The sequence below is a fragment of the Mycobacterium sp. NGS54 genome (genome assembly GCF_059812465.1).
In genome coordinates this window covers 752,811-778,191 of the sequence record NZ_JCALCS010000002.1, presented here as the reverse complement: position 1 = coordinate 778,191, position 25,381 = coordinate 752,811, and the positions used below count along the sequence as shown (strand labels likewise).

The following is a 25,381-nucleotide window of genomic DNA, read 5'->3' as shown; positions in this document are numbered from 1 at the left end:
CGTGATCGAGTGGTCCGACACCGACCTCATGGTTCGGGATGCGGTTCGTCAGTTCATCGACAAGGAGATCCGCCCGCATCTGGACGAACTGGAAACGGGCGCGCTGTCGCCGTATCCGATCGCCCGGAAGCTGTTCAGCCAGTTCGGTCTTGACGCGATGGCCGCCGAGTCGGTCAAGTCGATGCTGGAGCGCGAGCGCGCCCGCGAAGCGGGCCAGGCGCCCGACGAAAAGTCCGACGGCGCGGGGGGTTTCGGTGGCGGCGCGCAGGCGTCGATGCTGGCGGTGCTGGTGTCGGAGCTGGCCCGGGTGAGCATCGGGCTGCTCAGCACCGCGTCGGTCAGCATCGGCCTGGGCGCGGCGACCATCATGAGCCGCGGCACGCTGGCCCAGAAGGAACGCTGGCTGCCCGACCTGATGACGCTGAAAAAGATTGCGGCGTGGGCCATTACCGAGCCGGACTCCGGGTCCGACGCGTTCGGCGGCATGAAGACGTCGGTCAAGCGGGACGGCGAGGACTACATCCTCAACGGCCAGAAGACGTTCATCACCAACGGGCCCTGCGCCGACGTCCTGGTGGTCTACGCCAAGCTGGACGACGGCTCCGACACCGACCGGCGCAACCGGCCGGTGTTGATCTTCGTGCTGGACGCGGGGATGCCGGGCCTGACGCAGGGCAAGCCGTTCAAGAAGATGGGCATGATGTCCTCGCCGACGGGCGAGTTGTTCTTCGACAACGTGCGGCTGACCCCCGATCGCCTGCTCGGCGAGAACGGGCGCCAGGCCGACGGCGACGGCCGCGAAAGCGCCCGCGACAATTTCGCCGCCGAGCGGATCGGGATCGCGATGATGGCGCTGGGCATCATCAACGAATGCCACCGGCTCTGCGTGGATTACGCCAAGACCCGCACGCTGTGGGGCAAGAACATCGGGCAGTTCCAGCTGATCCAGCTCAAGTTGGCCAAGATGGAGATCGCCCGAATGAACGTGCAGAACATGGTCTTTCACACCATCGAGCGCCAACAGGCGGGCAAACCGCTCTCGCTGGCCGAGGCGTCGGCGATCAAGCTGTACTCGTCGGAGGCGGCCACCGACGTCGCGATGGAGGCCGTGCAGCTGTTCGGCGGCAACGGCTACATGGCCGAATACCGCGTGGAACAGCTGGCCCGCGACGCGAAGTCGCTGATGATCTACGCCGGCAGCAACGAGGTGCAGGTCACCCACATCGCCAAGGGACTGTTGACGAGTTAGGCGACCACCCAGATCGCCCGGGCCGCCGGGCTGCCCAGGTCGACCGTGCACTCGGCGCCGTCGGCGGCCTCGATCGCGACGGAGATCATGCCGGCGAATTCGCGGCGGGTCAGCACCCGCAGCCGCGAGTCGAGGTGGATCCCGACGTCGGTGAAGTAGCGCAGCATCTCCGGGTCCGCGTCGGAGATGCGGGCCACCGTCCCGGTGTCCCCGTCGCCGCACGCCCACAGCTGGCGGGCCGGTGGGGTGGGGACCTGCCCGTCGGAGGCCGGGATCGGGTCGCCGTGCGGGTCGCGCTGGGGGTAGCCCAGCTTGGCGTCGATGCGGGCCACCAGGCGATCCGACACGGCGTGCTCGAGCACCTCGGCCTCGTCGTGCACCTCGTCCCAGCCGTAGCCGAGCTCGTTGACCAGGAAGGTCTCCAGCAACCGGTGCCGGCGCACCACCTCGAGGGCCGCGCGGCGCCCGGCCTCGGTCAGCGTCACGGCGCCGTACTTCTCGTGGTCGACGAGGCCCTGCTCGGCCAGTTTGCGGATCGACTCCGACGCGGTGCTGGCCGACACCCCGATCCGGTCGGCCAGCATCTTGGTGCTGACTTTCGCGGGGCCCCCTTCCACGGACCACTCCTGGGCATTCCAGATGACCTTCAGGTAGTCCTGGCCGACCGCGGTGATGCCGCCTGGCTCGTCGTCAGCCCTCACAAGCAGAAAGTTTAGGCAACCCACGCCTAATCTGGCGTGCCTCGCCAAGATCTCGCGCCCCATGTCCGCGCCCGGCATCGTAGGCTTGCGGTCGTGCAGCGGTGGCGCGGCCAAGACGAGATTCCCACGGACTGGGGCAGATGCGTGGTCACCATCGGGGTGTTCGACGGTGTGCATCGCGGCCACGCCGAGCTGATCGCGCACGCGGTGAAGGCCGCCCGCGCGCGCAACGTGCCGACGGTGCTGATGACGTTCGACCCGCACCCGATGGAAGTGGTGTATCCCGGCAGCCACCCCGCGCAGCTGACGACGCTGACCCGGCGCGCGGAGCTGGTCGAGGAGCTGGGCATCGATGTCTTTCTGGTGATGCCGTTCACCACGGACTTCATGAAGCTCACCCCGGAGCGCTACGTCCACGAGCTGCTGGTGGAGAACCTGCACGTGGTGGAGGTCGTGGTCGGGGAGAACTTCACCTTCGGGAAGAAGGCGGCCGGCACGGTCGCCACCCTGCGCAAGGCCGGCGAGCGGTTCGGCTTCGCCGTGGAGTCGATGTCGCTGCTGTCCGAGCACCACAGCAACGAGACCGTGACGTTCTCGTCCACCTACATCCGGTCCTGTGTGGACGCCGGCGACATGGTGGCGGCGACGGAGGCGCTGGGCCGCCCGCACCGGGTCGAGGGCGTCGTCGTGCGCGGCGAGGGCCGGGGGGCGGAGCTGGGCTTTCCCACCGCGAACGTCGCGCCGCCGATGTATTCGGCCATCCCCGCCGACGGCGTCTACGCGGCGTGGTTCACCGTGCTCGGGCACGGGCCGGTCACCGGCACCGTCGTTCCGGGGGAGCGCTACCAGGCCGCGGTGTCCATCGGCACCAACCCCACCTTCTCGGGGCGCACCCGCACCGTCGAGGCGTTCGTCCTGGACACCACCGCCGACCTGTACGGGCAACATGTGGCCCTGGACTTCGTCGCGCGCATCCGCGGACAGCGCAAGTTCGACACGGTGAAGGGCCTCGTCGCCGCGATGGGCGACGACACCGAGCGGGCGCGCGGCCTACTGCCCCCCGACTAGCCCCGCCCGACGATTCGGAGCGGGCGCCGGCCCGCTGCTAAACTGCCTGACGACATCGGCGCGCGCTGCGGTTCGCGGTGGCCGCGCTGAAGAATCCAAATCGCGGACCGATTGATGGAGATAGTTTCGTGGCGCTTACTGCCGAGCAGAAAAAAGAAATCCTGGGCTCCTACGGCCTGCACGACACCGACACCGGGTCCCCGGAGGCCCAGGTCGCCCTACTGACCCGGCGGATCGCCGACCTGACCGAGCACCTCAAGGTGCACAAGCACGACCACCACTCGCGGCGCGGACTGCTGCTGCTGGTGGGCCGCCGCCGCCGGCTGCTCAAGTACGTCTCCCAGATCGACGTCGAGCGCTACCGCTCGCTCGTCGAGCGCCTGGGCCTGCGTCGCTGACGCCTGGCAAATCCCGGCGCCCGCTGGCCGGCTGAGTTCGCCCGTGTAGAGTGGGAGCGTTCTGGGCCGGTTCGGCCCGAGCAAACGGTGCGGTTTGCGCAGATCCGCGTAAGCCGTTCCAGCAAGTCACAAGGGAGCAGCCCGGTCTGCATCGGGCGGTCTTCGGTAGTGGCTGCCGGGCTCTCCGGATCTGGGGCAGGTCGGCCGCTTCGATCGATGGCCGTAGCCGCATTCAGACTTCTTCCTTTCAGGGAAGCTCTCGGGTTACTCGCGCGTGACGACGCGAAACAGCTGAATACCCAGAGAGGTCATACGGACACCCATGTCTGTAGCTGAAATCGACGAAGGCGTCTTCGAGGCGACCGCCACCATCGACAACGGGAGCTTCGGCACCCGCACCATCCGTTTCGAGACCGGCAGGCTGGCCCAGCAGGCCGCCGGAGCCGTGGTCGCATACCTGGACGACGAGAACATGCTGCTCTCGGCGACCACCGCCAGCAAGAGTCCCAAGGAACACTTCGACTTCTTCCCGCTGACGGTCGACGTCGAGGAGCGGATGTACGCCGCCGGGCGCATCCCCGGCTCGTTCTTCCGCCGCGAGGGCCGCCCCTCCACCGACGCGATCCTGACCTGCCGGCTCATCGACCGCCCGCTGCGGCCGTCGTTCGTGTCGGGGCTGCGCAACGAGATCCAGGTCGTGGTGACGATCATGAGCCTGGACCCCAACGACCTGTACGACGTGCTGGCGATCAACGCCGCGTCGGCCTCCACCCAGATAAGCGGGCTGCCATTCTCCGGCCCCATCGGGGGCGTGCGGGTGGCGCTGATCGACGGCACCTGGGTCGCCTTCCCGACGGTCGAGCAGCTCGAGCGGGCCGTGTTCGACATGGTGGTGGCCGGCCGCAAGGTCGACGGGGACGTCGCGATCATGATGGTCGAGGCCGAGGCCACCGACAAGGTCATCGAATTGGTCGAGGGTGGCGCCCAGGCGCCGACGGAAACCGTTGTGGCCGAAGGCCTGGAGGCCGCCAAGCCGTTCATCGACGCGCTGTGCACCGCCCAGCAGGAGCTGGCCGACGCGGCCGCCAAGCCCGTCGGCGAGTACCCGACGTTCCCGGACTACCAGGAAGACGTCTACTACTCGGTCGCCTCGGTGGCCACCGACGAGCTGGCCAAGGCGCTGACCATCGGCGGCAAGGCCGAGCGTGACGCGCGCACCGACGAGCTGAAGGCCGAGGTGGCAGCGCGGCTCGCCGAGACCTACGAGGGCCGCGAAAAGGAGGTCAGCGCCGCGTTCCGCTCGCTGACCAAGAAGCTGGTGCGCCAGCGCATCCTGACCGACCACTTCCGCATCGACGGCCGGGGCATCACCGACATCCGCGCGCTGTCGGCCGAGGTCGCCGTGGTGCCGCGGGCGCACGGCAGCGCGCTGTTCGAGCGCGGCGAGACCCAGATCCTGGGCGTGACCACGCTGGACATGGTCAAGATGGCCCAGCAGATCGACTCGCTGGGGCCGGAAACGTCCAAGCGCTACATGCATCACTACAACTTCCCGCCGTATTCGACCGGCGAGACCGGCCGGGTGGGCTCGCCCAAGCGGCGCGAGATCGGGCACGGCGCGCTGGCCGAGCGGGCCCTGATCCCGGTGCTGCCCAGCGTCGAGGAGTTCCCGTACGCCATCCGGCAGGTGTCCGAGGCCCTGGGCTCCAACGGCTCGACCTCAATGGGGTCGGTCTGCGCGTCCACGCTGGCGCTGCTCAACGCCGGGGTGCCGCTCAAGGCGCCGGTGGCCGGCATCGCGATGGGCCTGGTCTCCGATGACGTCGAGGTGGACGGCAAGACGGAGCGCCGCTTCGTCACGCTGACCGACATCCTCGGCGCCGAGGACGCGTTCGGCGACATGGACTTCAAGTGCGCCGGCACCAAGGACTACGTCACCGCGCTGCAGCTGGACACCAAGCTGGACGGCATCCCGTCGCAGGTGCTGGCGGGCGCGCTGGCGCAGGCCAAGGACGCGCGCCTGACCATCCTCGAGGTGATGGCCGAGGCCATCGACGCGCCCGACGAGATGAGTCCCTATGCGCCGCGGGTGACCACCATCAAGGTCCCGGTGGACAAGATCGGCGAGGTCATCGGCCCCAAGGGCAAGGTCATCAACGCCATCACCGAGGAGACCGGCGCGCAGATCTCCATCGAGGACGACGGCACCGTGTTCGTCGGCGCCACCGACGGGCCCTCGGCGCAGGCCGCGATCGACCGGATCAACGCCATCGCCAACCCGCAGCTGCCGACGGTGGGCGAGCGCTTCCTCGGAACCGTGGTCAAGACAACCGATTTCGGGGCGTTCGTGTCGCTGCTGCCCGGGCGTGACGGCCTGGTGCACATCTCGAAGCTCGGCAGGGGCAAGCGCATCGCGAAGGTCGAGGACGTCGTGAACGTCGGCGACAAGCTGCGGGTCGAGATCGCCGACATCGACAAGCGCGGCAAGATCTCGCTGGTCCTGGTGGACGAAGAGGAAGCCGCGGAGACGCCGTCCGCCGCGCCCGCTCCTGCCGATGCCGCCACGGCAAGCAGCTAACCCCCCGGCGTCGCTGCGTCGGGGAACGCAGATCGCCGCGGTGAACCCGGACCACAAGGCCGTCCGCCGCACCACGCTCCCGGGCGGCCTGCGGGTGGTCACCGAGCACCTGCCCGCCGTGCGCTCCGCGTCGGTCGGGGTCTGGGTCGGCGTCGGGTCGCGCGACGAGGGCTCCACCGTGGCCGGGGCGGCGCACTTCCTCGAGCACCTGCTGTTCAAGTCGACCCCCACCCGCACGGCCGTCGACATCGCCCAGGCGATGGACGCCGTCGGGGGCGAGCTGAACGCGTTCACCGCCAGGGAGCACACCTGCTACTACGCGCACGTGCTCGACAGCGACCTGGAGCTGGCGATCGACCTGGTCGCCGACGTGGTGCTCAACGGTCGCTGCGCCGCCGAGGACGTGGAGCTGGAACGCGACGTCGTCCTCGAGGAGATCGCCATGCGCGACGACGACCCCGAGGACGCGCTGGGCGACATCTTCCTGTCGGCGCTCTTCGGCGACCACCCGGTGGGCCGGCCCGTGATCGGCACCGCGCGTTCGGTTTCGGCGATGACGCGGGACCAACTGCACTCGTTCCACGTGCGGCGCTACACCCCCGAACGGATGGTCGTCGCCGTCGCCGGCAACGTCGATCACGACCAGGTGGTGGCGTTGGTACGCGAGCATTTCGGGCCGCACCTGGTCCGGGGGCGGCAGCCGATCGCCCCGCGCAAGGGCGCCGGGCGGGTCACCGGACAACCCGGGCTGACGCTGGTCAACCGGGATGCCGAACAGACCCACGTGTCGCTGGGCGTCCGCACGCCCGGGCGCAGCTGGGAGCATCGCTGGGCGCTGTCGGTGCTGCACACCGCGCTGGGCGGCGGCCTGAGCTCCAGGCTGTTCCAGGAGGTCCGGGAGCTGCGCGGGCTGGCCTATTCGGTCTACTCGGCGGTGGACATCTTCGCCGACAGCGGCTCGCTGTCCGTGTACGCCGCGTGCCTGCCCGAGCGTTTCCCCGACGTCATGCGGGTGACCAGCGAGGTGCTCGAAAAGGTGGCGCGCGACGGCATCACCGAGGCGGAATGCCGCATCGCCAAGGGGTCCCTGCGGGGCGGGCTGGTCCTCGGGCTGGAGGACTCCGGCTCCCGGATGAGCCGCATCGGCCGCAGCGAGCTGAACTACGGCAAACACCGCAGCATCGAACACACCCTGCAACAGATCGACGGGGTGACGGTCGACGAGGTCAACGCGGTCGCCCGCCGCCTGCTGGGCAAGCGGTACGGCGCCGCCGTCCTGGGCCCGTACGCGTCGAAACGATCGCTGCCCCAACAACTTCGGGCGATGGTACATTAGCGCCGTGGTTCTGGGCTTTTGGGATATCGCGGTGCCCATCGTGGGCGCGCCGATGGCGGGCGGCCCTGGCACCCCCGCGCTGGCCGCCGCGGTGTCCAACGCCGGTGGGCTCGGTTTCATCCCCGCCGCGTACGTGAGCGCCGAGCGGTTGGCCGAGGACATCGCCGCCGCGCGCGCCATGACGACGGGTCCGCTCGGAGTGAACCTGTTGGTGCCGCAGCCCAGCGTCGCCGACTGGGTCGCGCTGGACTATTACGCCGAGGAACTCGAAAACATCGCCGATCACTACCAGTGCGAGGTCGGCAGGCCCGAGTTCGGTGACGACGACGACTGGGAGCGCAAGCTCGAGGTGGTGTCCGACGTCCACCCCGAGCTGGTGTCGTTCACCTTCGGCGTGCCGCCGCCCGACGTGATCCGGCGGTTGAGCGCGCAGGGGTTGTTGGTGATGGTCACGGTGACGTCGCTATACGAGGCGGGGATCGCCGTCGCCGCGGGCGCGGACAGCCTGGTGGTCCAGGGGCCCGACGCCGGCGGGCACCGTGGCACCTTCGCCCCTGACATGGAACCGGGTACCGAATCGCTGCACCAGCTGATCGATCGGATCCACCGCGCGCACCGCGACGTCCCGATCATCGCGGCGGGCGGGCTGGGCACCGCCGAGGCCGTCGCCGGCGTGCTGCGCAGGGGAGCCGTGGCCGCGCAGGTCGGCACCGCGCTGCTGCTTTCCGACGAGGCCGGCACCAGCCAGGCGCATCGCACCGCCATGAAGAATCAGCTTTTCGGCAAGACCATCGTCTCGCGCGCGTTCTCGGGCCGCTACGCGCGCAGCCTGGAAAACGACTTCATCCGGCGCCTGGACACCGTGGCCCCGCTCGGCTACCCCGAGGTCAACCAGATGACGTTGCCGATCCGGGAGGCGGCGGCCCAGCGGGAGGACCCGGACGGGATGACCCTCTGGGCGGGAACGTCGTTCGACGAGGCCCGCCCCGGGCCGGTGGCCGACATCGTCGCCGGCCTGAACTGCTAAGTGGCGAGTGCGGTTGCCACGTCGGTGTGCGGCAAGCCCAGGTCGGTGGCCACCCGTTCGGACAGCAGCAGCCCGTCGTGCGTCGAAAGCCCTTTGGCCAGAGCGGGATCCGACCGGCACGCCGCCCGCCAGCCGGCCTCCGCGAGCCTGAGCACGTAGGGCATCGTGGCGTTGGTCAGCGCGACGGTGGACGTCTTGGGCACCGCGCTGGGCATGTTCGCCACGCAGTAGAACACGGTGTCGTGCACGGCGAACGTCGGGTCGTCGTGCGTGGTGGGCCGCGAATCCTCGAAGCAGCCGCCCTGGTCGATTGAGATGTCCACCAGCACAGCCCCCGGCTTCATCTGCGCGACAAGGGAATTCGAGATGAGGGTGGGCGCCTTGGCGCCGGGCACCAGCACGGCGCCGATCACCAGGTCGGCGCGCTTGACGGCCCCCTCGAGCTCCAACGCCGACGAGTAGCGGGTGCCGACGCGGCCGGCGAACTCCGCGTCGAGCAGCCGGAGCTTGGCGATGTTGACGTCGAAAACCATGACGGTCGCGCCCATGCCGCCCGCCACCCGGGCGGCGTTGTAGCCGGCCGTGCCGGCCCCGATCACCACCACGTCGGCCGGCTTGACGCCCGGCACCCCACCCATCAGCACGCCGCGCCCGCCCTGGGTGCGCATCAGGTGGTAGGCGCCGACCTGAGCGGAGAGCCGGCCGGCGACCTCGCTCATCGGGGCCAGCAGGGGCAGCGCGCCGTCGGCGGTCTGGACGGTCTCGTAGGCGATCGAGGTCGCTCCGGCGGCCAACAGGGCGTCGGTGCAGGCGCGCGACGCGGCCAGATGCAGGTATGTGAACAGGACCTGGCCGCGGCGCAACAGGCCGTACTCGGCCGGTATCGGCTCCTTGACCTTCAGCAGCAGGTCGGCGCCGGCCCACACCTGCTCGGCGGTGCCGGCCAGTTCGGCGCCCGCGGCCTTGAACTCCGCGTCGGGGATGGCCGAGCCTTCGCCCGCGCCGGCCTGGACGAGCACCTCGTGGCCGCGGCGGGTGAGTTCCGCGACGCCGGCGGGGGTGATGGCCACCCTGAACTCGTTGGTCTTGGTCTCGGTCGGGACGCCGACTCGCATGCGTCAAGTGTGGAGAAAGTTCGCGAAGGCCGCAAACGCCCGCGAACAGCGCCAATACCCTATGGGGTATAGTGAGGCAAGTCGTAACGTGACCCGACAGGACAGGGGCAGAGCTGATGACTCAAGCGCGGAACCGGGGCCCCACGACGGTGACGATCTGGCTCGACCCCGTGTGTCCATTTTCCTGGAACACCGCCAGGTGGCTGAAGGACCTCGCCGGCGAACTGGAGTTGGCGATCGATTGGCGACTGATGAGTCTGGCGGTGCTCAATGAGGGCCGCGAGCTGCCGGCGCCGCAGCAGGCGCGGATGCGTGACTCCCGGCGAATCGGCCGGCTGATGGCCGCAATCGGGCGCACACACGGTGCCGAGGCCATGGCCGCGGCGTATTTCGCCTTCGGCGAGCGCTACCTTGAACGCTCCGAGGCGCTCGACGACAACCTGGTGGCGGAGGTGTTGGACGTGGTGGGCTGCCACGACATCGACGCCGACGTCATATCGGATACCGCCCAGGATGACGAGGTGCGGCGCAGCCATCAGGCCGGACAGGACGCGCTCGGGGAGAGCGGGGGCAGTCCGATCATGCAAATCGACGGGCGGACCTTCTTCGGACCCGTGCTGTCCGGGCCACCGGCGCCGGAGATGAGACAAGCGCTCTTCGATGCGGTTGCCACGCTGGCCGCCGTTCCCCAATTCAGCCAGTTGCAGCGACCGCGCACAACGGGGTAGCCGGGTCGCGCGGGGAAAAATCCGAAGGTGCTCGCCGCCGCGCGGTGGCAGCCATCGCGTACTACGCCGTCCTCGGGTCCGGCGGTGGATTCAAGCCCGGCGTCGGGCGATGACAGCGGCGGCGCTCGTCATCCTCGGTTTTGCGGTTGTGCTATACGGGTTCTCCTGAGGCGAAACGTGCTTATGATCGGCGGATGGACGACCAGCAGGGTAGCTGGCGATGGTGACGCGCGACCCCTCCGTGGCCGTCGTCGGCGCGGGCATGTCCGGCCTGTGCGTGGCAATCGCGTTGCTGCGCAACGGCATTCGCGATGTCACCATCTACGAGAAGGCCGACGAGGTGGGCGGCACCTGGCGCGAAAACACCTATCCGGGCCTGACCTGTGACGTGCCGTCGCGGGTGTACCAGTACACCTTCGCCACCAAGCCCGACTGGTCGCACATGTTCTCGCCGGGCGGCGAGATCCAGGCCTACTTCCGGGGCGTGGCCAACCAATTCGGGCTGCGGGACCGGATCCGGTTCGGCACCGAGATCGTCAGCGCCCGGTTCGAAAACGACCGCTGGGCGCTGCGCACCGACGCCGGCGAGGAGTCGACCGTCGACTTCCTGATCTCGGCGACGGGCGTGCTGCACCATCCCCGGATGCCGTCGATCCCCGGGCTGGACGACTTCGGCGGCCACGCGTTTCACTCCGCGCGTTGGGATCACACGGTCGAGCTGTCGGGCCGGCGAATCGCGGTGATCGGCAACGGATCCACCGGCGTGCAGCTGGTCTGCGGGCTGGCCGGCGTGGCGGGCAAGGTGGTGCTGTTCCAGCGCACCGCGCAGTGGATCGTCCCGATGCCCAACCCGCAATACTCCCGGTTCGCCAGCTTCACCCACCGGGCCGCGCCGTGGCTCGACCGGTTGGCGTATCGGGCGTACAGCGTCATCTTCGACACTTTCGCGGTGGCGCTGACCAAGGCGGGCCTGCGGCGCAAGGCGATGGGGGCGCTGTGCCGCGCCAGCCTGCGCCAGGTGCGCGACCCCGAGTTGCGCGCGGCGCTGACGCCCGACTACCAGCCGATGTGCAAGCGGCTGGTGGTCTCGGGCGGGTTCTACCGCGCGATGCAGCGCGACGATGTCGAGCTGGTGACGGCCGGCATCGACCACGTCGAACGGCGGGGCATCGTGACCGACGACGGCAACCTGCACGAGGTGGACGTCATCGTGCTGTGCACCGGGTTCGACACGCACGCGTTCTTCCGGCCGATGCGCCTGACCGGCCGCGACGGCATCGCCGCCGACGACGTCTGGCGCGACGGGCCACGCGCCCACCGAACCGTGGCGATGCCCGGTTTTCCCAACTTCTTCATGATGCTGGGCCCGCACAGCCCGGTGGGCAACCACTCGCTCACCGCCGTCGCCGAACACCAGGCCGATCACATCCTGCGCTGGATCGAGCGTTGGCGCCGAGGCGAATTCGACACCATCGAGCCGTCGGCCTCGGCGACCGAGCGTTACAACGCGCAGCTGCGGGCCGCGATGCCGGACACCGTGTGGACCACCGGCTGTGACAGCTGGTACCTGAACAAGGACGGGGTACCCGAGGTCTGGCCGTTCACGCCGGCCAAGCACCGGGCGATGCTGGCCAAGGCGGATCTGCGAGAGTACGAACTGCGCAGGCACGTGGCCGCGCGCTGAGGGGAGGGGCCGGCGATGTTAACCGTCGAGGACCAGGCAGCGGGTCCGCACTGTGGTCGCCGCGGGGCGGCGCTGGACCACGAGCGCCTGGTCCTCGAGGCGCGCGACGTCGAGTTCGACTGGTCGAAGCTGCCGTTCCACTACGTGCCCGGCGAGCCGTTCGCCACCCACGTCCTCAACGTCCTGCACCTGCTGCTGCCCGCCGGCGAGGAGTTTTTCGTCGACGTGTTCAAGCAGGCGCTGCCGCTGATCAAGGACGACCAGCTGCGCCTCGACGTGCAGGGCTTCATCGGCCAGGAGGCCATGCATTCGCAGGCGCACTCGAAAGTGCTCGCCCACTTCGCCGCGCAGGGCGTCGACCTCACCCCGTACACCGACCAGATCAGGTGGCTGTTCGAGAAGCTGCTCGGGCCCAAGCCGGGGTGGGGCCGGCGACGCCGGCACAGCTGGCTGCTGGAGCAGATCTCGATCGTGTCGGCGGTCGAGCACTACACCGCCATCCTGGGCGAGTGGGTGCTCGGCGCGCCCGCCCACGACGCCATCGGCACCGACCCGGTGATGCTGGACATGCTGCGCTGGCACGGCGCCGAGGAAGTCGAGCACAAGGCCGTCGCCTTCGACACCATGAAGCACCTGCGCGCGGGATACCTGCGACGGGTGCGCGCCCAACTGGTCGTGACGCCGGCCATGCTGCTGTTCTGGGTCCGCGGGGTCCGCTTCCTGTACTCGGTGGACCCGCACCTGCCGCCGGGTACCAAGCCGCACTGGTGGGAGTACATCCGCGCGGCGCGTCGGGGTCTGGTGCCCGGGCCGCTGCGCTTCGTGCGGGTGGTCGGCGACTACTACCGGCCGGGTTTCCACCCGTCGCAGCTGGGCGGGCTGGAGCTGGCCGTCGACTACCTGGCGCTCTCGCCCGCCGCGCGGGCGTCGCGCTGACCGATGGCCGCAACCTCGCGCGTCACCGCATCCGACGGCGTCACCCTGGCGGTCCACCGCTACACCGAGATCGACCCGGCACGCCCGACCATCCTCGCGATTCACGGCTGGCCCGACAACCATCACCTGTGGGACGGCGTGGCCTCCGAGCTGGAGAAGCGTGGCCGCTACAACGTGGTGGCCTACGACGTCCGCGGCGCGGGCGAATCATCGCGCCCCACAAGGCGATCCGGCTACGCCTTTCCCCAACTGGTGTCCGACATCGGCGCGGTGATCGACAGCCTGGGCGTCGGGCCCGTGCACCTGCTGGCCCACGACTGGGGATCGATCCAGGCCTGGCCGGCCGTCACCGACGACGACATGATGGCCAAAGTCGCGTCGTTCACGTCGATTTCGGGCCCGCACCTGCGCTACGCGGGCAGGTTCCTGCGCTCGGCGCGAACTCCCCGGGCCGTCGGTCAGGTCGCCCGGCAGCTGCTGGGCTCGACGTACATCGCGTTCTTCCTGTGCCCCGTCGTGCCCGAGCTGGCGTTCCGTTCGCGGGTCGGCGTGAAAGTCCATGAGGCCCTTGAGCGCATCGGCCGGTCGAGCACCCGCAGCCGGCGCGAGCGGCCGCCGCGGTCCATCGCCGACTACGTGAACGGGCTGGGCCTGTACCGCGCCAACATGCCCGGGCCGATGCTGCGGCCGGGCGCGCAGCTGCCGAAGACCACCGTCGCGGTCCAGGTTGTGGTGCCGCGCAAGGACATCTTCGTGACGCCCGCGCTGCAACGGTTCACCGGCGCGATTCCCGAAAACGGCCGGGTGATCGGTATCGAGGGCGGGCACTGGGTGGTGACGTCGCGCCCCGAGGTGATCGCCCGGCTGACCGCCGAGTGGGTCGAGGAGACCGTCGCCGGCGCGGCCGGCGGATCGGTGGTGCGCGGCGGACCGCGCGAGGTCGGCGGCAAGCTCGCGCTGGTCACCGGGGCGGGCGCGGGCATCGGCCGGGCCACCGCGGTGGAACTGGCCCGTCGCGGCGCGGCCAAGGTGGTGATCGCCGACCGCGACCTGGCCGCCGCCCACGACAGCGCCGACGCCGTGCGCGCCGCGTGCGCCGAGGCGGCGGTGTACCAGGTCGACGTCAGCGACGAACCCGCGATGAACGCCCTTGCCGCGCAAGTGCTTGACGAGCACGGCGTGGTCGACATCCTGGTGAATAACGCCGGCATCGGGATGGCGGGCCGGTTCCTGGAGACGAGCTCGGCGAACTGGGAAGACATCATGGGCGTCAACGTCCGCGGCGTCATCTGCGGCTGCAGGGCGTTCGCGGCGCAGATGGTCGAGCGTGGCGAGGGCGGCGCGATCATCAACGTGGCGTCGGCGGCGGCGTTCGTCCCGTCGAAATCCATGGTCGCCTACGGCACCACGAAGGCGGCGGTGCTGGCGTTCAGCGAATCGCTGCGGGCCGACCTCGCCGACGAGGGCATCTCGGTCACGGCCGTGTGCCCCGGGTTCGTCAACACCAACATCGCCAAGAGCACCGTCTACGCCGGCATGACCGCCGAACAACAGGAGCGCGCCCGGGAGAAGGCCGACGCGGCCTACCGGCGGCGCAACTACACACCGGAGGCGGCGGCCAAGGCGATCGTCAGGGCCATCGAGACCGGCCCGGCCGTCGTCCCGATCGCCGCCGAATCCCGGATCGGCTACGCGCTGCGGCGCATCAGCCCGTCGGCGCTGCGCCTGTTCGCCCGCTACGATATTCGCCAGAATTAGGGATTGCGCCGTGCCGGAAAGCATTTGGGGAAGCAGGCCGGCCGACCTGTACGGTCGGCGCGACCGCGACCGGCTCGGCACCATGCTGTGGGGCGTCCGCCTGTGGTTCGGGGGATTCGCCGCTGTCTCGCGGTGGAAGCCGTCGCGGGTAAAGCCGGTGCCGCGGGTCCTGCGCGCGGTGATCACCAAGCGCGAACTCGTCGCCCCCGACGTGGTGGCGCTGACGCTGGCCGACCCGGACGGCGGCTTGTTGCCGTCGTGGACGCCCGGTGGGCACATCGATGTGCAATTGCCCTCGGGCCGGCGCCGGCAGTACTCGCTGTGCGGCCCGCCCGGGCGCCGCACCGACTACCGCATCGCCGTGCGCCGGATTCCCGATGGCGGAGGCGGTTCCATCGAGATGCATGACGTTTTCAAGGTGGGGGACACGTGCGTGTTCGAGGGCCCGCGCAACGCGTTCTATCTCGGCACCGCCGAACGCGACGCATTGTTCGTCATCGGCGGCATCGGGGTGACGCCCATCCTGCCGATGATGCGAGCCGCGTCGCAGCGTGGAATCGATTGGCGCGCAATCTATGCCGGAAGAAGCCGCGAGTACATGCCGTTTCTCGACGAGGTGATTTCGGTGGACCCGGATCGCGTGACCGTCTGGGCCGACGACGAGCACGGCCGCTTCGCCGGCGTCGACGACCTGCTGGCCGGCGCCGGCCCGACGACGGCGGTGTACGTCTGCGGGCCGACGCCCATGCTGGAGGCGGTGCGCGCGGCGCGAAACGAATTCGCCGACGCCCCTTTGCATTACGAGCGGTTCAGCCCGCCGCCGGTGGTCGACGGGCGTCCGTTCGAGTTGGAGCTGGCGCGGTCGCGGCGGCTCGTCAGCGTTCCGGCGAACCGCTCGGCGCTGGACGTCATGCGCGATCTCGATCCGACCACCCCGTACTCGTGCCAGCAGGGCTTCTGCGGGACGTGCAAGGTCAAAGTGCTTGGCGGGCAGGTCGATCACCGCGGCCGTGTGGCGGTCGGTGACGACGAAATGGTGGTCTGCGTGTCGCGGGCAAGGGGCGACCGGCTGGTCATCGACGCGTGAGCCGGTAGCCCACGTGGGCCACCTTGATGCCGGGCAGCGGCTCCCAGTCGAGGGTGCGGCCGTCGAGGAGAAAGTTGTTCTTCTCGTAGAAGCGGCGCGCCTTGTCGTTCTGCACCGCGGCCCACAGGATCACGTCGCCGCACGGGTGCGCGCTCAGGATTTCGTCGAGCAGGCGGCCGCCGATGCCGTGCCGCTGGCTGTCGTCCGCGATGTACAGCGCGTCGATCTGGACGGCGCCGCGTTCGTCGGGATCCGGGCCGAAGATGGCGACGCCCAGTGGCCGGCCCCCGGACTCGGCGACCCACATCCGCCAGCCCTCGCGATTCAGCGAGTGGGGGTAGATCTCGGCGACCCAGCGCTTCGGCGGACCCAGGATGTCCAGCAGCGGCGGCGTCAGTATTCCGGCCCAGGATTGTCGCCACACCGGGTAGTGCATGTCCGCGACGTCGGCGAAATCGTCCGGCGTGGCTTCGCGGATCCGGATGTCGAGGGCCTCCACACGTCAAGGCTAAGGGTCAAAGCCGGGGGTCGAGGCTAGGGCGTCGCTCCAGGTAGGCGGCCAGCGCGTTCGTCAGGCCCCGCCGGGCCATGTCGAGGTCCGCGTACGAGCCGAGCTGGCGCTCCGACACCAGGCCGCGCATCGCGCCGGGGATCAGCGCGGCCACCTCCCGCACCCGGTCCGGGTCGACGTCCAGGCCGACGAAGGCGTTCTGGCACGTCTCGAGCCAGCTCTTGCCCCAGGAGAACAGCTCGGCGGCCGTGCGCGGGTAGAGGCGTTCCAGCTCGCGCGGGTCGCGGGGGAGCGCGGCCCGCAGGTTTTCGATGGCGCGCGAATCCGCCGACGCCAGACCGCGATACAGCGTGTCGATGATGGCGCCGACGCGCTCGCGCAGCGGAGCGTCGGGTTGCACCGGCCCCGAGAAGGTGGCGGCGCGCCGCTCGGCGGTGCGGTGCAGCACGGCGGCCCAGAAGCCGTCGGTGTCGCCGAACTGGTACTGCACCGCGCCCCAGGTGGCGCCGATGTCCTTGGCGATGCGATTGGCCGACACCGACCCCGGCTCGCCCGAGGCCAGCGACTTCAGCGCCGCCTCGAGCATGCTCTCGCGGGTCGCGCTGCCCCGCCGGTTGGGGCGCCGCCCGGCGACCTGGCTTTCGGTCACCCGCCTAGCCTAACATTTTCATAGAGGGTACGATGATTCTATGGCTAAGCCGCCGCTGTCGATGAAGCCGACCGGATGGTTCCAGGTCGCCTGGTCCGACGAGATCGCCGTCGGCGATGTGCACAAGATGAAGTACTTCGACCAGGAGATGGTCGCGTGGCGCGCCGAGTCCGGCCGCCTCACCGTGATGAACGCCTACTGCGAGCACCTCGGCGCGCACCTCGGTTACGGCGGCAAGGTCGTCGGCGAGGTGCTGCAGTGTCCGTTCCACGGCTGGCAGTGGAACACCGAGGGGCGCAACGTCTGCATCCCGTACCAGGATCGGCCCAACCGCGGCAGGCGAATCCGCACCTACCCCGTGGTGGAGCGCAACCAGTCGGTCTACATCTGGCACGACGTCGAGCACCGCGAACCCTACTTCGACGCGCCCGACGTGTTCGCCTCGTTCGACGACGGCCGCAGCACGGACGACTACTACCCGCAGCAGCGGCTGTATCGCCCGGGCCTGGAGCTGCACCCGCAGTACGTGCTCGAAAACGGGGTGGACTTCGCGCATTTCAAGTTTGTCCACAACACGCCGATCGTGCCGGTGTTCACCCGGCACGACTTCGCCGACGCGGTGTCCTTCGTCGACTTCACCATTACCTTCGAGGGCGACGACGGTCAGCGGATCGAGGACGTCAACAGCGGCGTCGAGGCCATCAACGGCGGTTTGGGCGTCGCGGTGACCAAGAGCTGGGGGATGGTCGACAACCGCACCATCTCGGCCGTCACCCCCGTCGACGAATCCACCTCCGACGTCCGGTTCATGGTCTACATCGGGCGGGCGCCGGGCAAGGATCCGGCGCGCGCCGAGCTGAGGGCGACCGAATTCGGCCGGGAAGTGATCCGGCAGTTCGAGCAGGACATCGAGATCTGGCAGCACCAGCGCTACTCCGACCCGCCCGCACTGGCCCCCGACGAATACGAGGGCTTCACCGCGATCCGCAAGTGGGCCAAGCAGTTCTATCAGGAAGGCCAAGCCAAATGAATGCACCGATCCGCGTCTTCCAGGTGGCCACCGGAAACGTCGGTTCCGAGATGATCAGGCGGATCGCCGGGGAACCGGACCTGGAACTCATTGGACTGCACTGCTATTCGCCGGAGAAGATCGGGCGCGATGCCGGCGAGCTCGCGGGCATCGCGCCCAACGGCGTGACGGCCACCGGCACCGTCGAGGAGATCATCGCCGCCAAGCCGGACGTGCTGACGTTTCACGGCGTCTTCCCCGACGAGGATCTTTACGTCAAAGTGCTTGAGGCGGGGATCAATATCGTCACAACGGCCGATTGGATCACCGGCTGGCACCGCGACACGAACCACCCGCACCCGTCGGGCAAGCCGGTGACCCGGCTGCTGGCCGAGGCCGCCGAGTTGGGCGGCGCGACGTTCTACGGCACCGGCATGAACCCGGGCCTGAACCAGATCCTGGGCGTGGTGTGCTCGGCCGACGTGGCCGAGATCGAGAACGTCACCACCATCGAGTCCGTCGACGTGTCGTGTCACCACTCCAAGGACACCTGGCTCGAGGTGGGCTACGGCCAGCCGGTCGACGACCCCGAGATCCCGTCGAAGCTGGAGAAGTACACCCGCGTCTTCGCCGACAGCGTGCTGATGATGGCCGACTGCTTCGACGTCACCCTCGACGAGGTGAAGTTCAGCTACGAGCTGGGCGCCTGCACCAAGGACGTAGACCTGGGCTGGTACACGCTGCCCAAGGGCTCGCTGGGCGGCAACTACCTCAAGTACCAGGGCATGGTGGACGGGGTGCCCCGAGTCGAGACGCACCTGGAGTGGCAGATGACCCCGCACACCGACCCGAGCTGGAACATCAAGGGCTGCTACATCACTCAGATCAAGGGCGACCCGTGCGTCTACAACAAGCACATGATCTTCCCCAGGCCCGGTGTGGACCTGTCCAATCCGGACAACTTCGCCTCGATCGGCATGACCGTGACCGGCATGCCCGCGCTGTACGCGATCAAGTCGGTGGTGGCGGCGCGCCCGGGGCTGATCACCAGCGCCGACCTGCCGCTGCGCGGCTTCGCGGGGCGGTTCAAGAAGTAGCCGGCACACCTCGGCCGGAAACGCCATCGAACCCATGTTCGAATGCTTTGCCGCGGTATTGCCGCCGACAACGGAGAAAGCGGTCTGTGTGGATGAAAGCTGAACTGTGGATAATCCAAAGTTCAACGAGGCCCGATTAATAGTTCGGGCACAGATCTGCCACCGCATAATTGACGAGTTCGTTCGCTTGATCGGGAGTGAGCCCGGTAGCGCCAAGCCGGGCATCGGAGCGTTGCAGCGCCATGGTCTTCAGCGTGGCGGGAGAAACGCCATAGGAAACTTGGGTGCACAACTTCTGACCCACCTGCAAGAGTGCGGCATCACCGCCGTCGACGTCGCGGATGCCGGCGTTATGCAGGTCTTTGAGATAGGACGACGCGTCAGCCTGAGCCGGGCCGGCCCAGGCGAGCCCGGCGAGCAGAAGTGCGCCACTGACTGCCCCCAAGCGCATAAATCGACCCCTATGCCTTTTCGCCGTCATAGCTTCATCTCCTCTAACTAGCGAGGGAATTGGAAAAAGCGCCACCATTGAATGCGCGGCCGAAATCATTGGCACCATCGGCAGCGACGCTGTGATTACGGTAGCGCGTACGGCTGTGAAACAGCTTCGGAACTTGTCAGAGAAGACTGGTTAAAATTGTCGCGCAAATTCGCGGCATGCGGTCGTCACAGCCCGGACGACGCGAACCCACGAGAAGTTAGGAGCTCGGGCACAGATCGCGCTGGGCCCAATAAACGAGGAGGTCCGCCTGGGCCGGGTTCAGCCCATTGGGGCCCAGGTCGGTGTCGGACTTCTGTAGCGCCATGGCCTGCAGCTGCGCGGGAGGAACGCCGTACGACAATTGCTGGCACAATCTCTGACCCGTCATCAGCAGCGCCGGATCACCGCCGGCGAAGTCCTGGATCCCGGCGTTGTGCAGGTCGTTGAGGTAGGAGATCGGGTCGGCCTGAGCCGGGCCGGCGCAGACGAGACCGGCGACAAGAAGTGGGCTGCCGATTACCGCCAGGCCCATGAATCGGCCAGAACGCCGCCGTGCCGCCATAGTTCCGTCTCCTTTGCTTGAAGCGAACCGATCGAGTGCTCAATTATCTTGGAGCAATTTCCAGAAACGCGCTAGCGGATCGGCGACGATTCAATGACATCGGCATGTCCAAATGCCTAACATCGCACTCGGTCGATCCGGCTGAACCCGGAGTCTAGGGTGAAAGCCATGCGGGTAGGCGTGCTGGGGGCGAAGGGCAAAGTCGGGTCGACGATGGTGGCGGCCGTGCAGGCCGCCGAGGATCTGGTCCTGTCGGCGGAGGTGGACGCCGGTGATCCGCTGAGCCTGCTGACCGAGGGCGACACCGAGGTGGTCATTGACTTCACCCACCCGGACGTGGTGATGGGCAACCTAGAGTTCCTGATCGGCAACGGAATTCACGCGGTGGTCGGTACCACGGGCTTCACCCAGGAGCGCCTGGACCAAGTGCAGTCGTGGCTCGGCGACAACGACACGTCGGTGCTGATCGCGCCGAACTTCGCGATCGGGGCCGTGCTGTCGATGCATTTCGCCAAGCAGGCCGCGCCGTTCTTCGACTCGGCCGAGGTCATCGAGCTGCACCACCCGCACAAGGCCGACGCCCCGTCGGGCACCGCGGCCCGCACCGCGAAACTGATCGCCGAGGCCCGAAAGGGCCTGCCGCCCAACCCCGATGCCACCAGTACCAGCCTGCCCGGGGCGCGCGGCGCGGACGTCGAAGGCATACCGGTGCATTCGGTGCGGCTGGCCGGGCTGGTCGCCCATCAGGAGATCCTGTTCGGCACCGAGGGGGAGACGCTGACCATCCGCCACGACAGCCTGGACCGCACGTCGTTCGTGCCGGGCGTGCTGCTGGCCGTGCGGCGCATCAAGGAACGCCCCGGCCTCACGGTGGGCCTCGAGCCCCTGCTGAACCTCACATGACCGGACGGACGCTGTACGTCCAGCTGCTCATCGCGTTCTTGTGCGTGGCGATGCTGGTGTACTTCGTGCTGCTGGGCCGCCTGGCCTTCGCGATGATCGGGTCGGGCCGGGCCGCCGCGGTGGGCCTGGGCGCGGCGCTGCTGATCATGCCGGTCATCGGGCTGTGGGCGATGATCGCCACGCTGCGCGCCGGGTTCGCCCATCAGCGGCTCGCCCGCCTGATCGCCGCGGACGGAATGGAACTCGACACCCGCACCCTGCCGCGGCGGCCATCGGGCCGCATCGAGCGGGACGCGGCCGACGCGCTGTTCGCCACGGTGCGCACCGAGGTCGAGGCCGATCCCGACGACTGGCGGCGCTGGTACCGGCTGGCCCGGGCCTACGACTATGCGGGCGACCGCCGCCGCGCGCGGGAGGCCATGAAGACCGCGTTGGAACTGCACCGGGCGCTGCAGGCCGCCCAATGAGCAAGAAATTGCTGATCGTGCACCACACGCCGTCCCCGCACACGCAGGAGATGTTCGAGGCGGTGCTCTCCGGCGCCACCGACCCCGAGATCGAAGGCGTCGAGGTCATCCGGCGGCCCGCGCTCACCCTCGCGCCCGCCGACGTGCTCGAAGCCGACGGCTACCTGCTCGGAACCCCGGCGAATCTGGGTTACATGAGCGGCGCCCTCAAGCATTATTTGGACGAATACCCGCTTAGTAGATATAGGGCGAGCTAGTGGCCCGTCTGCTGATCATCCACCACACTCCAAGTCCGCACTGCCAGGAGCTGTTTGAGGCGGTTGTGGCCGGGGCCACCGACCCTGAGATTGAGGGAGTCGAGGTGATTCGCCGTCCAGCGCTTACGGTTTCGCCGGTCGAAATGTTGGAAGCCGACGGCTACCTATTGGGCAGCCCGGCCAACCTCGGCTATATCAGCGGCGCTCTCAAGCTGGCGTTCGACCAGTCGTACTACCAGATTCTCGACTCCACCCGTGGGCGGCCGTTCGGGCTGTGGCTGCACGGCAACGAGGGCACCGAAGGGGCCAAGCGCGCGGTGGACGGGATCACCGCCGGGCTGGGCTGGGTGAAGGTGGCGGACTACCTGGTGGTTTCGGGTAAGCCGACCAAGGCCGACGTTGAGGGTTGCTGGAATCTGGGCGCGACGGTCGCCGCAACACTAATGGGAAAACCTGACGTCTAGTGACCGCTACCGCTAATACGTCCGAGGAGTCGTGGACGCCGCGCCGCGCCTCATGCGGTGCAGCGAGCCCGGCACGGGTGCTGCTCGCCCCGATGGTTCGAGTCCACCCGGGGGAGCCAGGTCAAGGCGTTCTTTGGCCGTGGCGCACCACATTTGCGCAACATCAGCACTTGGCCCGTGCGAAACGGGGTAGAGGTTGAGCGGTCCGGATCGGCCGATCCCGGAGCTTCCGCAGCTCCGGGTTGATCAGCGCCAATCATTAAGCGCATCGTGGTTGCTTCGCCTTGCCGGCGAGGCCGGATACGACGTTTCGCAGATGAGTCTGTCGATGAACCCGTTCATCATTGGCCCGCAAGACGGCGTTAATTTCAACATCACTGTGACGCCGGCGGATTCAGGCCCGTGGATCACCGCCGTCGCAAGCGACCTAAGCCGCCAGGACGACATCGACAAGCTCGTTCACCGGGCCGGCGAGCTGGCTTCCCGCGACTTGAAATCTGAAGACGATTTCGGTGGTCGCGTTTGGTATCACTGTCGGCTTGTGGGTGAACAGTTCGGGCTTGCAGACCCCATGTTCCAGTCACGAATTCAGGAGAGGATGCACCTGGCAACCCGCATCCTGGATTGGCGGCGTCTCGGCTGGGATGTGCTGCTCAACTTCAGCGAAGATGTGCCCGAGGGCGGGATGCCAGAGCAACTGATGGCCCTAAATCTTCCGGCGCCCATAGTCGACGTCTATATCGCTATCCCGGGCCCCATCCACGGGCCGTTCACCAGTCCCGCCGCGCACGCTATCGCAGAGGTTGTCGCAGCGATTTGCACATTCGCGCTCGGCCGCCCGGTGAACCTGCCGCCCACCGTTTGGCCTGTCCAGGCCACCCGGCCCGACATGCTTGCAGAACTGGATACCCGCCAGGCGGACCAGAACCTTGGAACGTTGGCGCGTCACGGCATAGCTCTCGATAGGCTTCATCTGGCTGTCGAGGACAGGCAGAGTTGGGACCGCTTCCGGGGTGCATTACTGACTTTCGATTCGGCTCTTCGCCAGCAGCGCGAGCAAGTCGCCATGATCCTGTATGTCGTTGCTGCCGAGTGCCTGACCAACCCGTTTCAACCGTGGAAGACAGAGCGTCTGACGGCGCGGTTCATCGAGTTTTTTGACGAGTTGATGCCTGATTTCCTCGACGAGATGGTCCAGCACGGCAACTTCGAGCAGGCCTTTAACATCCTTCGAGGAACCAAGTTGCCGCGCACGCTGCGGCGCAAGCTGCTCGGCAGGCTGTACACCTTCCGGTCGGAACCCGTCCACGAAGGTCTAGCGATGGCGTATGAGGGTATGTCATTTTCTGGCTTGGCAGGCCAACGACGGATGTTGGCTTCGTGGTTCGCGGAATGGGTGATTCTCCACTACATCGAGTCTCCCCGGACCAGCTTGATCGGCCACCCCGCCACGGCGGCCGGCGAAGGGGGTTCGAACGCCTGACCCTGCCAGTGTGAAACGGCGTCTGCTGTTCCGTGTCGCGATGTCTAATACGGTCAGATCCGTGCAGGCCAGCGAAGGGTCGCGATAGAGCTCCATCCAATACGTGTTAACTCGTGATCGAAGCGTTGGGACACCGGTAGGACAGATCGAACGCCCGTTCGGCATTAGCGATCGTTGGACGGGTACTAGCCGCTAGGCTCGATCCGTGCCGAGCGATTCCGAGCCAAACGACACCACCGAGGTAACGGAAGTCGACGACGTCGACGAGACCGACGCTGTTGCCCCATCGGCGAGTCCTGTGGTCTATTTCGGCACCGAGTTCGACGTCCATGGCCTCGTTAGAAGGTACAACCAACGAGCAATCGTGGTCCCGACGTTCGATCCCGAAGAGACTTTGCCGGATCCGAAGGCTGAGCCTTTCCAGCGGGGACGAGTCTGGCGGCGACCTCAGCAAGACCGCTTCTTGGAGTCATTGTTGCTCGGCTTTCCTGTGCCGGGGATTTTTCTGGTCGAGCAACCGGGGAAAAAGTACTTGGTCTTGGATGGCCAACAACGGCTCACTACGTTGGCAGCGTTCTACGCTGGGAAATTTCGTCTCGAAGCCGTGGAAAACGCTTTACGCGGCCTCACATACGAAACGTTGCCGGACGACCTTCGAAGGACGCTCGACGACACATTTATCCAAGCCATCATTATTCGTGCACCTCAGTCCGTTCAGGACTATGAGAGCGTTTACCAGATTTTCGAACGCTTGAATTCCGGTGGTACCAACCTCACACCACATGAAATTCGCGTGGCACTCTACGGTGGAGAGCTTGTGGAAACAATTCGAAGCCTAAACAACGACGAAAGCTGGCGTGAATTATACGGCCGGCGGAGTCAACGCCTTAAAGATCAAGAATTGATCTTGCGCATTATCGCGTTGTACGTCAATTCAAGCAGTTACTACTCTCCTTTGAAGACTTTTCTAAACGACTTCCTTGGCGAGCATCGGAATGGCGATAGTGTCGACTTAGCGGCAATATCCGCTCTATTCAAGGCCGCCGCTGCCGCACTAAACTTCGCTATTGGTCGCCGGGCTTTCCGCTTGGGCACGCAAGTCAATGCAGCAATACTCGATTCAGTTTTCGTCGCGGTGATGGGCCGAATCCAGAACAGCCCGAAAGTAGAGATTGACAAGCCTGCATGGGAAGAGGCTTACAACAACCTACTTAACAGTGACCGATTTATTGACGCTGTCACAAAGGCGACTGCCAACGAAGAGTCGGTTTTCGTGCGACTGGAAGAAGCGCGCGCAGCTTTCTCTGCGATATGACCGGTCGTAGGTACGTCGATCGACGTGCAGCAATCCGAGCTCATCTGCGCGAAATTGACGAGATTGTTCTTTACGCTGATCAAGAGGACGACCTGATTGTCCGAGGTTACCTCAATCGGTTGGCCGTCATTCGGCTGAGCGGATTTATTGAGAAGAGCGTTGAGCACATGGTGAACGGATACCTTGAAGAAAATTCATCGCACCGAGTTTTGCGTTACAGCCAGCGTCAGGCAGCAAGAATCACCAATATGAACCCCGCGAAGCTTGAGCAACTCCTCGGCAGTTTCGATCCTTCGTGGGAAGCCGATTTACACACTTTCCTTGAGATAGACGAAAATCGACAGACTTTGGGAAACCTAATTGGTGCCCGTCACACTCTGGCTCATGGCGGGAGCACCTCAGTTTCGAGCGCGCTATTGCGCACCTATCACAAAATTGCCGACGAGGTCATTGAATTATTAATTGAACGCTTCTTACCGCTCCCTTCAAAGAGATAGCCAGCTCAGGTAACGAAAAGG

The 25,381-nt window shown here is 67.1% G+C and carries 26 protein-coding genes; 20 read left to right on the top strand and 6 right to left on the bottom strand.

The window, feature by feature from the left end:
• Position 1: 1 nt before the first annotated feature.
• Positions 2–1,249 (top strand): acyl-CoA dehydrogenase family protein, encoded by a 1,248-nt coding sequence (locus AC5Y5E_RS08465; protein WP_499902519.1) that lies wholly within the window; start codon positions 2–4, stop codon positions 1,247–1,249.
• Here AC5Y5E_RS08465 and mntR read toward each other — a convergent pair.
• Positions 1,246–1,950, bottom strand: a complete 705-nt coding sequence (gene mntR, locus AC5Y5E_RS08460; RefSeq protein WP_499902518.1) for a manganese-binding transcriptional regulator MntR — start codon at positions 1,948–1,950, stop codon at positions 1,246–1,248. The genes AC5Y5E_RS08465 and mntR overlap by 4 nt on opposite strands.
• Before the next feature lie 93 nt (positions 1,951–2,043).
• On the opposite strand from mntR, the gene AC5Y5E_RS08455 reads away from it, so the two are divergent.
• The 5 genes from AC5Y5E_RS08455 to AC5Y5E_RS08435 all read left to right on the top strand — a co-directional run bounded on the left by AC5Y5E_RS08455 (position 2,044) and on the right by AC5Y5E_RS08435 (position 8,357).
• Positions 2,044–3,018: a bifunctional riboflavin kinase/FAD synthetase gene (locus AC5Y5E_RS08455; RefSeq protein ID WP_499879802.1), complete on the top strand. Its 975-nt coding sequence runs from the start codon at positions 2,044–2,046 to the stop codon at positions 3,016–3,018.
• A gap of 128 nt (positions 3,019–3,146) precedes the next feature.
• Positions 3,147–3,416, top strand: coding sequence for a 30S ribosomal protein S15 (gene rpsO / locus AC5Y5E_RS08450; protein WP_066909705.1), 270 nt, complete (start codon positions 3,147–3,149; stop codon positions 3,414–3,416).
• A 322-nt stretch (positions 3,417–3,738) separates the two neighbouring features.
• On the top strand, positions 3,739–5,994 hold the full coding sequence (locus tag AC5Y5E_RS08445) for a polyribonucleotide nucleotidyltransferase (protein ID WP_499902517.1): 2,256 nt from the start codon (positions 3,739–3,741) through the stop codon (positions 5,992–5,994).
• Positions 5,972–7,330 (top strand): M16 family metallopeptidase, encoded by a 1,359-nt coding sequence (locus AC5Y5E_RS08440; protein ID WP_499902516.1) that lies wholly within the window; start codon positions 5,972–5,974, stop codon positions 7,328–7,330. Before AC5Y5E_RS08445 ends, AC5Y5E_RS08440 begins: the two co-directional genes overlap by 23 nt.
• 4 nt (positions 7,331–7,334) lie before the next feature.
• On the top strand, positions 7,335–8,357 hold the full coding sequence (locus AC5Y5E_RS08435; RefSeq protein ID WP_499902515.1) for a nitronate monooxygenase: 1,023 nt from the start codon (positions 7,335–7,337) through the stop codon (positions 8,355–8,357).
• Here AC5Y5E_RS08435 and ald read toward each other — a convergent pair.
• On the bottom strand, positions 8,354–9,472 hold the full coding sequence (ald, locus tag AC5Y5E_RS08430) for an alanine dehydrogenase (RefSeq protein WP_499902514.1): 1,119 nt from the start codon (positions 9,470–9,472) through the stop codon (positions 8,354–8,356). The two genes, AC5Y5E_RS08435 and ald, sit on opposite strands and share 4 nt — an antisense overlap.
• A 116-nt stretch (positions 9,473–9,588) precedes the next feature.
• Here ald and AC5Y5E_RS08425 point away from each other — a divergent pair, with 116 nt between their 5' ends.
• The 5 genes from AC5Y5E_RS08425 (at position 9,589) to AC5Y5E_RS08405 (ending at position 15,665) form a co-directional block, all read left to right on the top strand.
• The gene (locus AC5Y5E_RS08425) at positions 9,589–10,200 is read left to right on the top strand and encodes a mycothiol-dependent nitroreductase Rv2466c family protein (protein WP_499902513.1); all 612 of its coding nucleotides are present in this window, start codon (positions 9,589–9,591) and stop codon (positions 10,198–10,200) included.
• A 220-nt stretch (positions 10,201–10,420) separates the two neighbouring features.
• Complete coding sequence (locus tag AC5Y5E_RS08420; RefSeq protein WP_499902512.1) at positions 10,421–11,884, top strand: flavin-containing monooxygenase; 1,464 nt, start codon at positions 10,421–10,423, stop codon at positions 11,882–11,884.
• 15 nt (positions 11,885–11,899) lie between these two features.
• Positions 11,900–12,820 carry a metal-dependent hydrolase gene (locus AC5Y5E_RS08415; protein WP_499902511.1) on the top strand — a complete coding sequence of 307 codons (921 nt, stop codon included), beginning with the start codon at positions 11,900–11,902 and terminating at the stop codon, positions 12,818–12,820.
• A 3-nt stretch (positions 12,821–12,823) separates the two neighbouring features.
• Complete coding sequence (locus AC5Y5E_RS08410) at positions 12,824–14,578, top strand: SDR family oxidoreductase (RefSeq protein WP_499902510.1); 1,755 nt, start codon at positions 12,824–12,826, stop codon at positions 14,576–14,578.
• 10 nt (positions 14,579–14,588) lie between these two features.
• Entirely contained in the window at positions 14,589–15,665 is a 1,077-nt protein-coding gene (locus tag AC5Y5E_RS08405; RefSeq protein WP_499902509.1) for a PDR/VanB family oxidoreductase, read from the top strand.
• On the opposite strand, the gene AC5Y5E_RS08400 is transcribed toward AC5Y5E_RS08405, so the two are convergent.
• Positions 15,652–16,164 (bottom strand): GNAT family N-acetyltransferase, encoded by a 513-nt coding sequence (locus AC5Y5E_RS08400; RefSeq protein WP_499902508.1) that lies wholly within the window; start codon positions 16,162–16,164, stop codon positions 15,652–15,654. The two genes, AC5Y5E_RS08405 and AC5Y5E_RS08400, sit on opposite strands and share 14 nt — an antisense overlap.
• Positions 16,165–16,180: 16 nt before the next feature.
• Entirely contained in the window at positions 16,181–16,762 is a 582-nt protein-coding gene (locus AC5Y5E_RS08395; protein ID WP_499902639.1) for a TetR/AcrR family transcriptional regulator, read from the bottom strand.
• Between the two features lie 103 nt (positions 16,763–16,865).
• Here AC5Y5E_RS08395 and AC5Y5E_RS08390 point away from each other — a divergent pair, with 103 nt between their 5' ends.
• Positions 16,866–17,855, top strand: a complete 990-nt coding sequence (locus AC5Y5E_RS08390; protein WP_499902507.1) for an aromatic ring-hydroxylating dioxygenase subunit alpha — start codon at positions 16,866–16,868, stop codon at positions 17,853–17,855.
• A complete protein-coding gene (locus AC5Y5E_RS08385) occupies positions 17,852–18,931 on the top strand; it encodes an NAD(P)H-dependent amine dehydrogenase family protein (RefSeq protein ID WP_499902506.1) in 1,080 nt (359 codons plus the stop codon). Before AC5Y5E_RS08390 ends, AC5Y5E_RS08385 begins: the two co-directional genes overlap by 4 nt.
• A 136-nt stretch (positions 18,932–19,067) precedes the next feature.
• Here the strand turns inward: AC5Y5E_RS08385 and AC5Y5E_RS08380 are convergent, their stop codons facing one another.
• Positions 19,068–19,382, bottom strand: coding sequence for a DUF732 domain-containing protein (locus tag AC5Y5E_RS08380; protein WP_499902505.1), 315 nt, complete (start codon positions 19,380–19,382; stop codon positions 19,068–19,070).
• Positions 19,383–19,629: 247 nt separating this feature from the next.
• Positions 19,630–19,974 carry a DUF732 domain-containing protein gene (locus AC5Y5E_RS08375; protein ID WP_499902504.1) on the bottom strand — a complete coding sequence of 115 codons (345 nt, stop codon included), beginning with the start codon at positions 19,972–19,974 and terminating at the stop codon, positions 19,630–19,632.
• Between the two features lie 168 nt (positions 19,975–20,142).
• Here AC5Y5E_RS08375 and dapB point away from each other — a divergent pair, with 168 nt between their 5' ends.
• The 7 genes from dapB to AC5Y5E_RS08340 all read left to right on the top strand — a co-directional run bounded on the left by dapB (position 20,143) and on the right by AC5Y5E_RS08340 (position 25,360).
• Positions 20,143–20,877: a 4-hydroxy-tetrahydrodipicolinate reductase gene (dapB, locus tag AC5Y5E_RS08370; RefSeq protein ID WP_499902503.1), complete on the top strand. Its 735-nt coding sequence runs from the start codon at positions 20,143–20,145 to the stop codon at positions 20,875–20,877.
• Complete coding sequence (locus AC5Y5E_RS08365; protein ID WP_499902502.1) at positions 20,874–21,344, top strand: tetratricopeptide repeat protein; 471 nt, start codon at positions 20,874–20,876, stop codon at positions 21,342–21,344. The genes dapB and AC5Y5E_RS08365 overlap by 4 nt, the downstream gene beginning before the upstream one ends.
• Positions 21,341–21,601: a flavodoxin family protein gene (locus tag AC5Y5E_RS08360; RefSeq protein ID WP_499902501.1), complete on the top strand. Its 261-nt coding sequence runs from the start codon at positions 21,341–21,343 to the stop codon at positions 21,599–21,601. Before AC5Y5E_RS08365 ends, AC5Y5E_RS08360 begins: the two co-directional genes overlap by 4 nt.
• Positions 21,601–22,065, top strand: coding sequence for a flavodoxin family protein (locus AC5Y5E_RS08355; RefSeq protein WP_499902500.1), 465 nt, complete (start codon positions 21,601–21,603; stop codon positions 22,063–22,065). Before AC5Y5E_RS08360 ends, AC5Y5E_RS08355 begins: the two co-directional genes overlap by 1 nt.
• 196 nt (positions 22,066–22,261) lie before the next feature.
• Positions 22,262–23,548, top strand: a complete 1,287-nt coding sequence (locus AC5Y5E_RS08350) for a hypothetical protein (RefSeq protein ID WP_499902499.1) — start codon at positions 22,262–22,264, stop codon at positions 23,546–23,548.
• Between the two features lie 205 nt (positions 23,549–23,753).
• Positions 23,754–24,863: a DUF262 domain-containing protein gene (locus AC5Y5E_RS08345; RefSeq protein WP_499902498.1), complete on the top strand. Its 1,110-nt coding sequence runs from the start codon at positions 23,754–23,756 to the stop codon at positions 24,861–24,863.
• Positions 24,860–25,360, top strand: a complete 501-nt coding sequence (locus AC5Y5E_RS08340; RefSeq protein WP_499902497.1) for a HEPN domain-containing protein — start codon at positions 24,860–24,862, stop codon at positions 25,358–25,360. Before AC5Y5E_RS08345 ends, AC5Y5E_RS08340 begins: the two co-directional genes overlap by 4 nt.
• Positions 25,361–25,381 lie beyond the last annotated feature (21 nt).

Coding starts and splice junctions, on each gene's coding strand:
- AC5Y5E_RS08445 (WP_499902517.1), top strand. CDS start 3,739: ATGTCTGTAGCTGAAATCGACGAAGGCGTCTTCGAGGCGACCGCCACC.
- AC5Y5E_RS08440 (WP_499902516.1), top strand. CDS start 5,972: ATGCCGCCACGGCAAGCAGCTAACCCCCCGGCGTCGCTGCGTCGGGGA.
- ald (WP_499902514.1), bottom strand. CDS start 9,472: ATGCGAGTCGGCGTCCCGACCGAGACCAAGACCAACGAGTTCAGGGTG.
- AC5Y5E_RS08425 (WP_499902513.1), top strand. CDS start 9,589: ATGACTCAAGCGCGGAACCGGGGCCCCACGACGGTGACGATCTGGCTC.
- AC5Y5E_RS08420 (WP_499902512.1), top strand. CDS start 10,421: ATGGTGACGCGCGACCCCTCCGTGGCCGTCGTCGGCGCGGGCATGTCC.
- AC5Y5E_RS08415 (WP_499902511.1), top strand. CDS start 11,900: ATGTTAACCGTCGAGGACCAGGCAGCGGGTCCGCACTGTGGTCGCCGC.
- AC5Y5E_RS08410 (WP_499902510.1), top strand. CDS start 12,824: ATGGCCGCAACCTCGCGCGTCACCGCATCCGACGGCGTCACCCTGGCG.
- AC5Y5E_RS08395 (WP_499902639.1), bottom strand. CDS start 16,762: ATGCTCGAGGCGGCGCTGAAGTCGCTGGCCTCGGGCGAGCCGGGGTCG.
- AC5Y5E_RS08390 (WP_499902507.1), top strand. CDS start 16,866: ATGGCTAAGCCGCCGCTGTCGATGAAGCCGACCGGATGGTTCCAGGTC.
- AC5Y5E_RS08385 (WP_499902506.1), top strand. CDS start 17,852: ATGAATGCACCGATCCGCGTCTTCCAGGTGGCCACCGGAAACGTCGGT.
- AC5Y5E_RS08380 (WP_499902505.1), bottom strand. CDS start 19,382: ATGCGCTTGGGGGCAGTCAGTGGCGCACTTCTGCTCGCCGGGCTCGCC.
- AC5Y5E_RS08375 (WP_499902504.1), bottom strand. CDS start 19,974: ATGGCGGCACGGCGGCGTTCTGGCCGATTCATGGGCCTGGCGGTAATC.
- dapB (WP_499902503.1), top strand. CDS start 20,143: ATGCGGGTAGGCGTGCTGGGGGCGAAGGGCAAAGTCGGGTCGACGATG.
- AC5Y5E_RS08365 (WP_499902502.1), top strand. CDS start 20,874: ATGACCGGACGGACGCTGTACGTCCAGCTGCTCATCGCGTTCTTGTGC.
- AC5Y5E_RS08360 (WP_499902501.1), top strand. CDS start 21,341: ATGAGCAAGAAATTGCTGATCGTGCACCACACGCCGTCCCCGCACACG.
- AC5Y5E_RS08340 (WP_499902497.1), top strand. CDS start 24,860: ATGACCGGTCGTAGGTACGTCGATCGACGTGCAGCAATCCGAGCTCAT.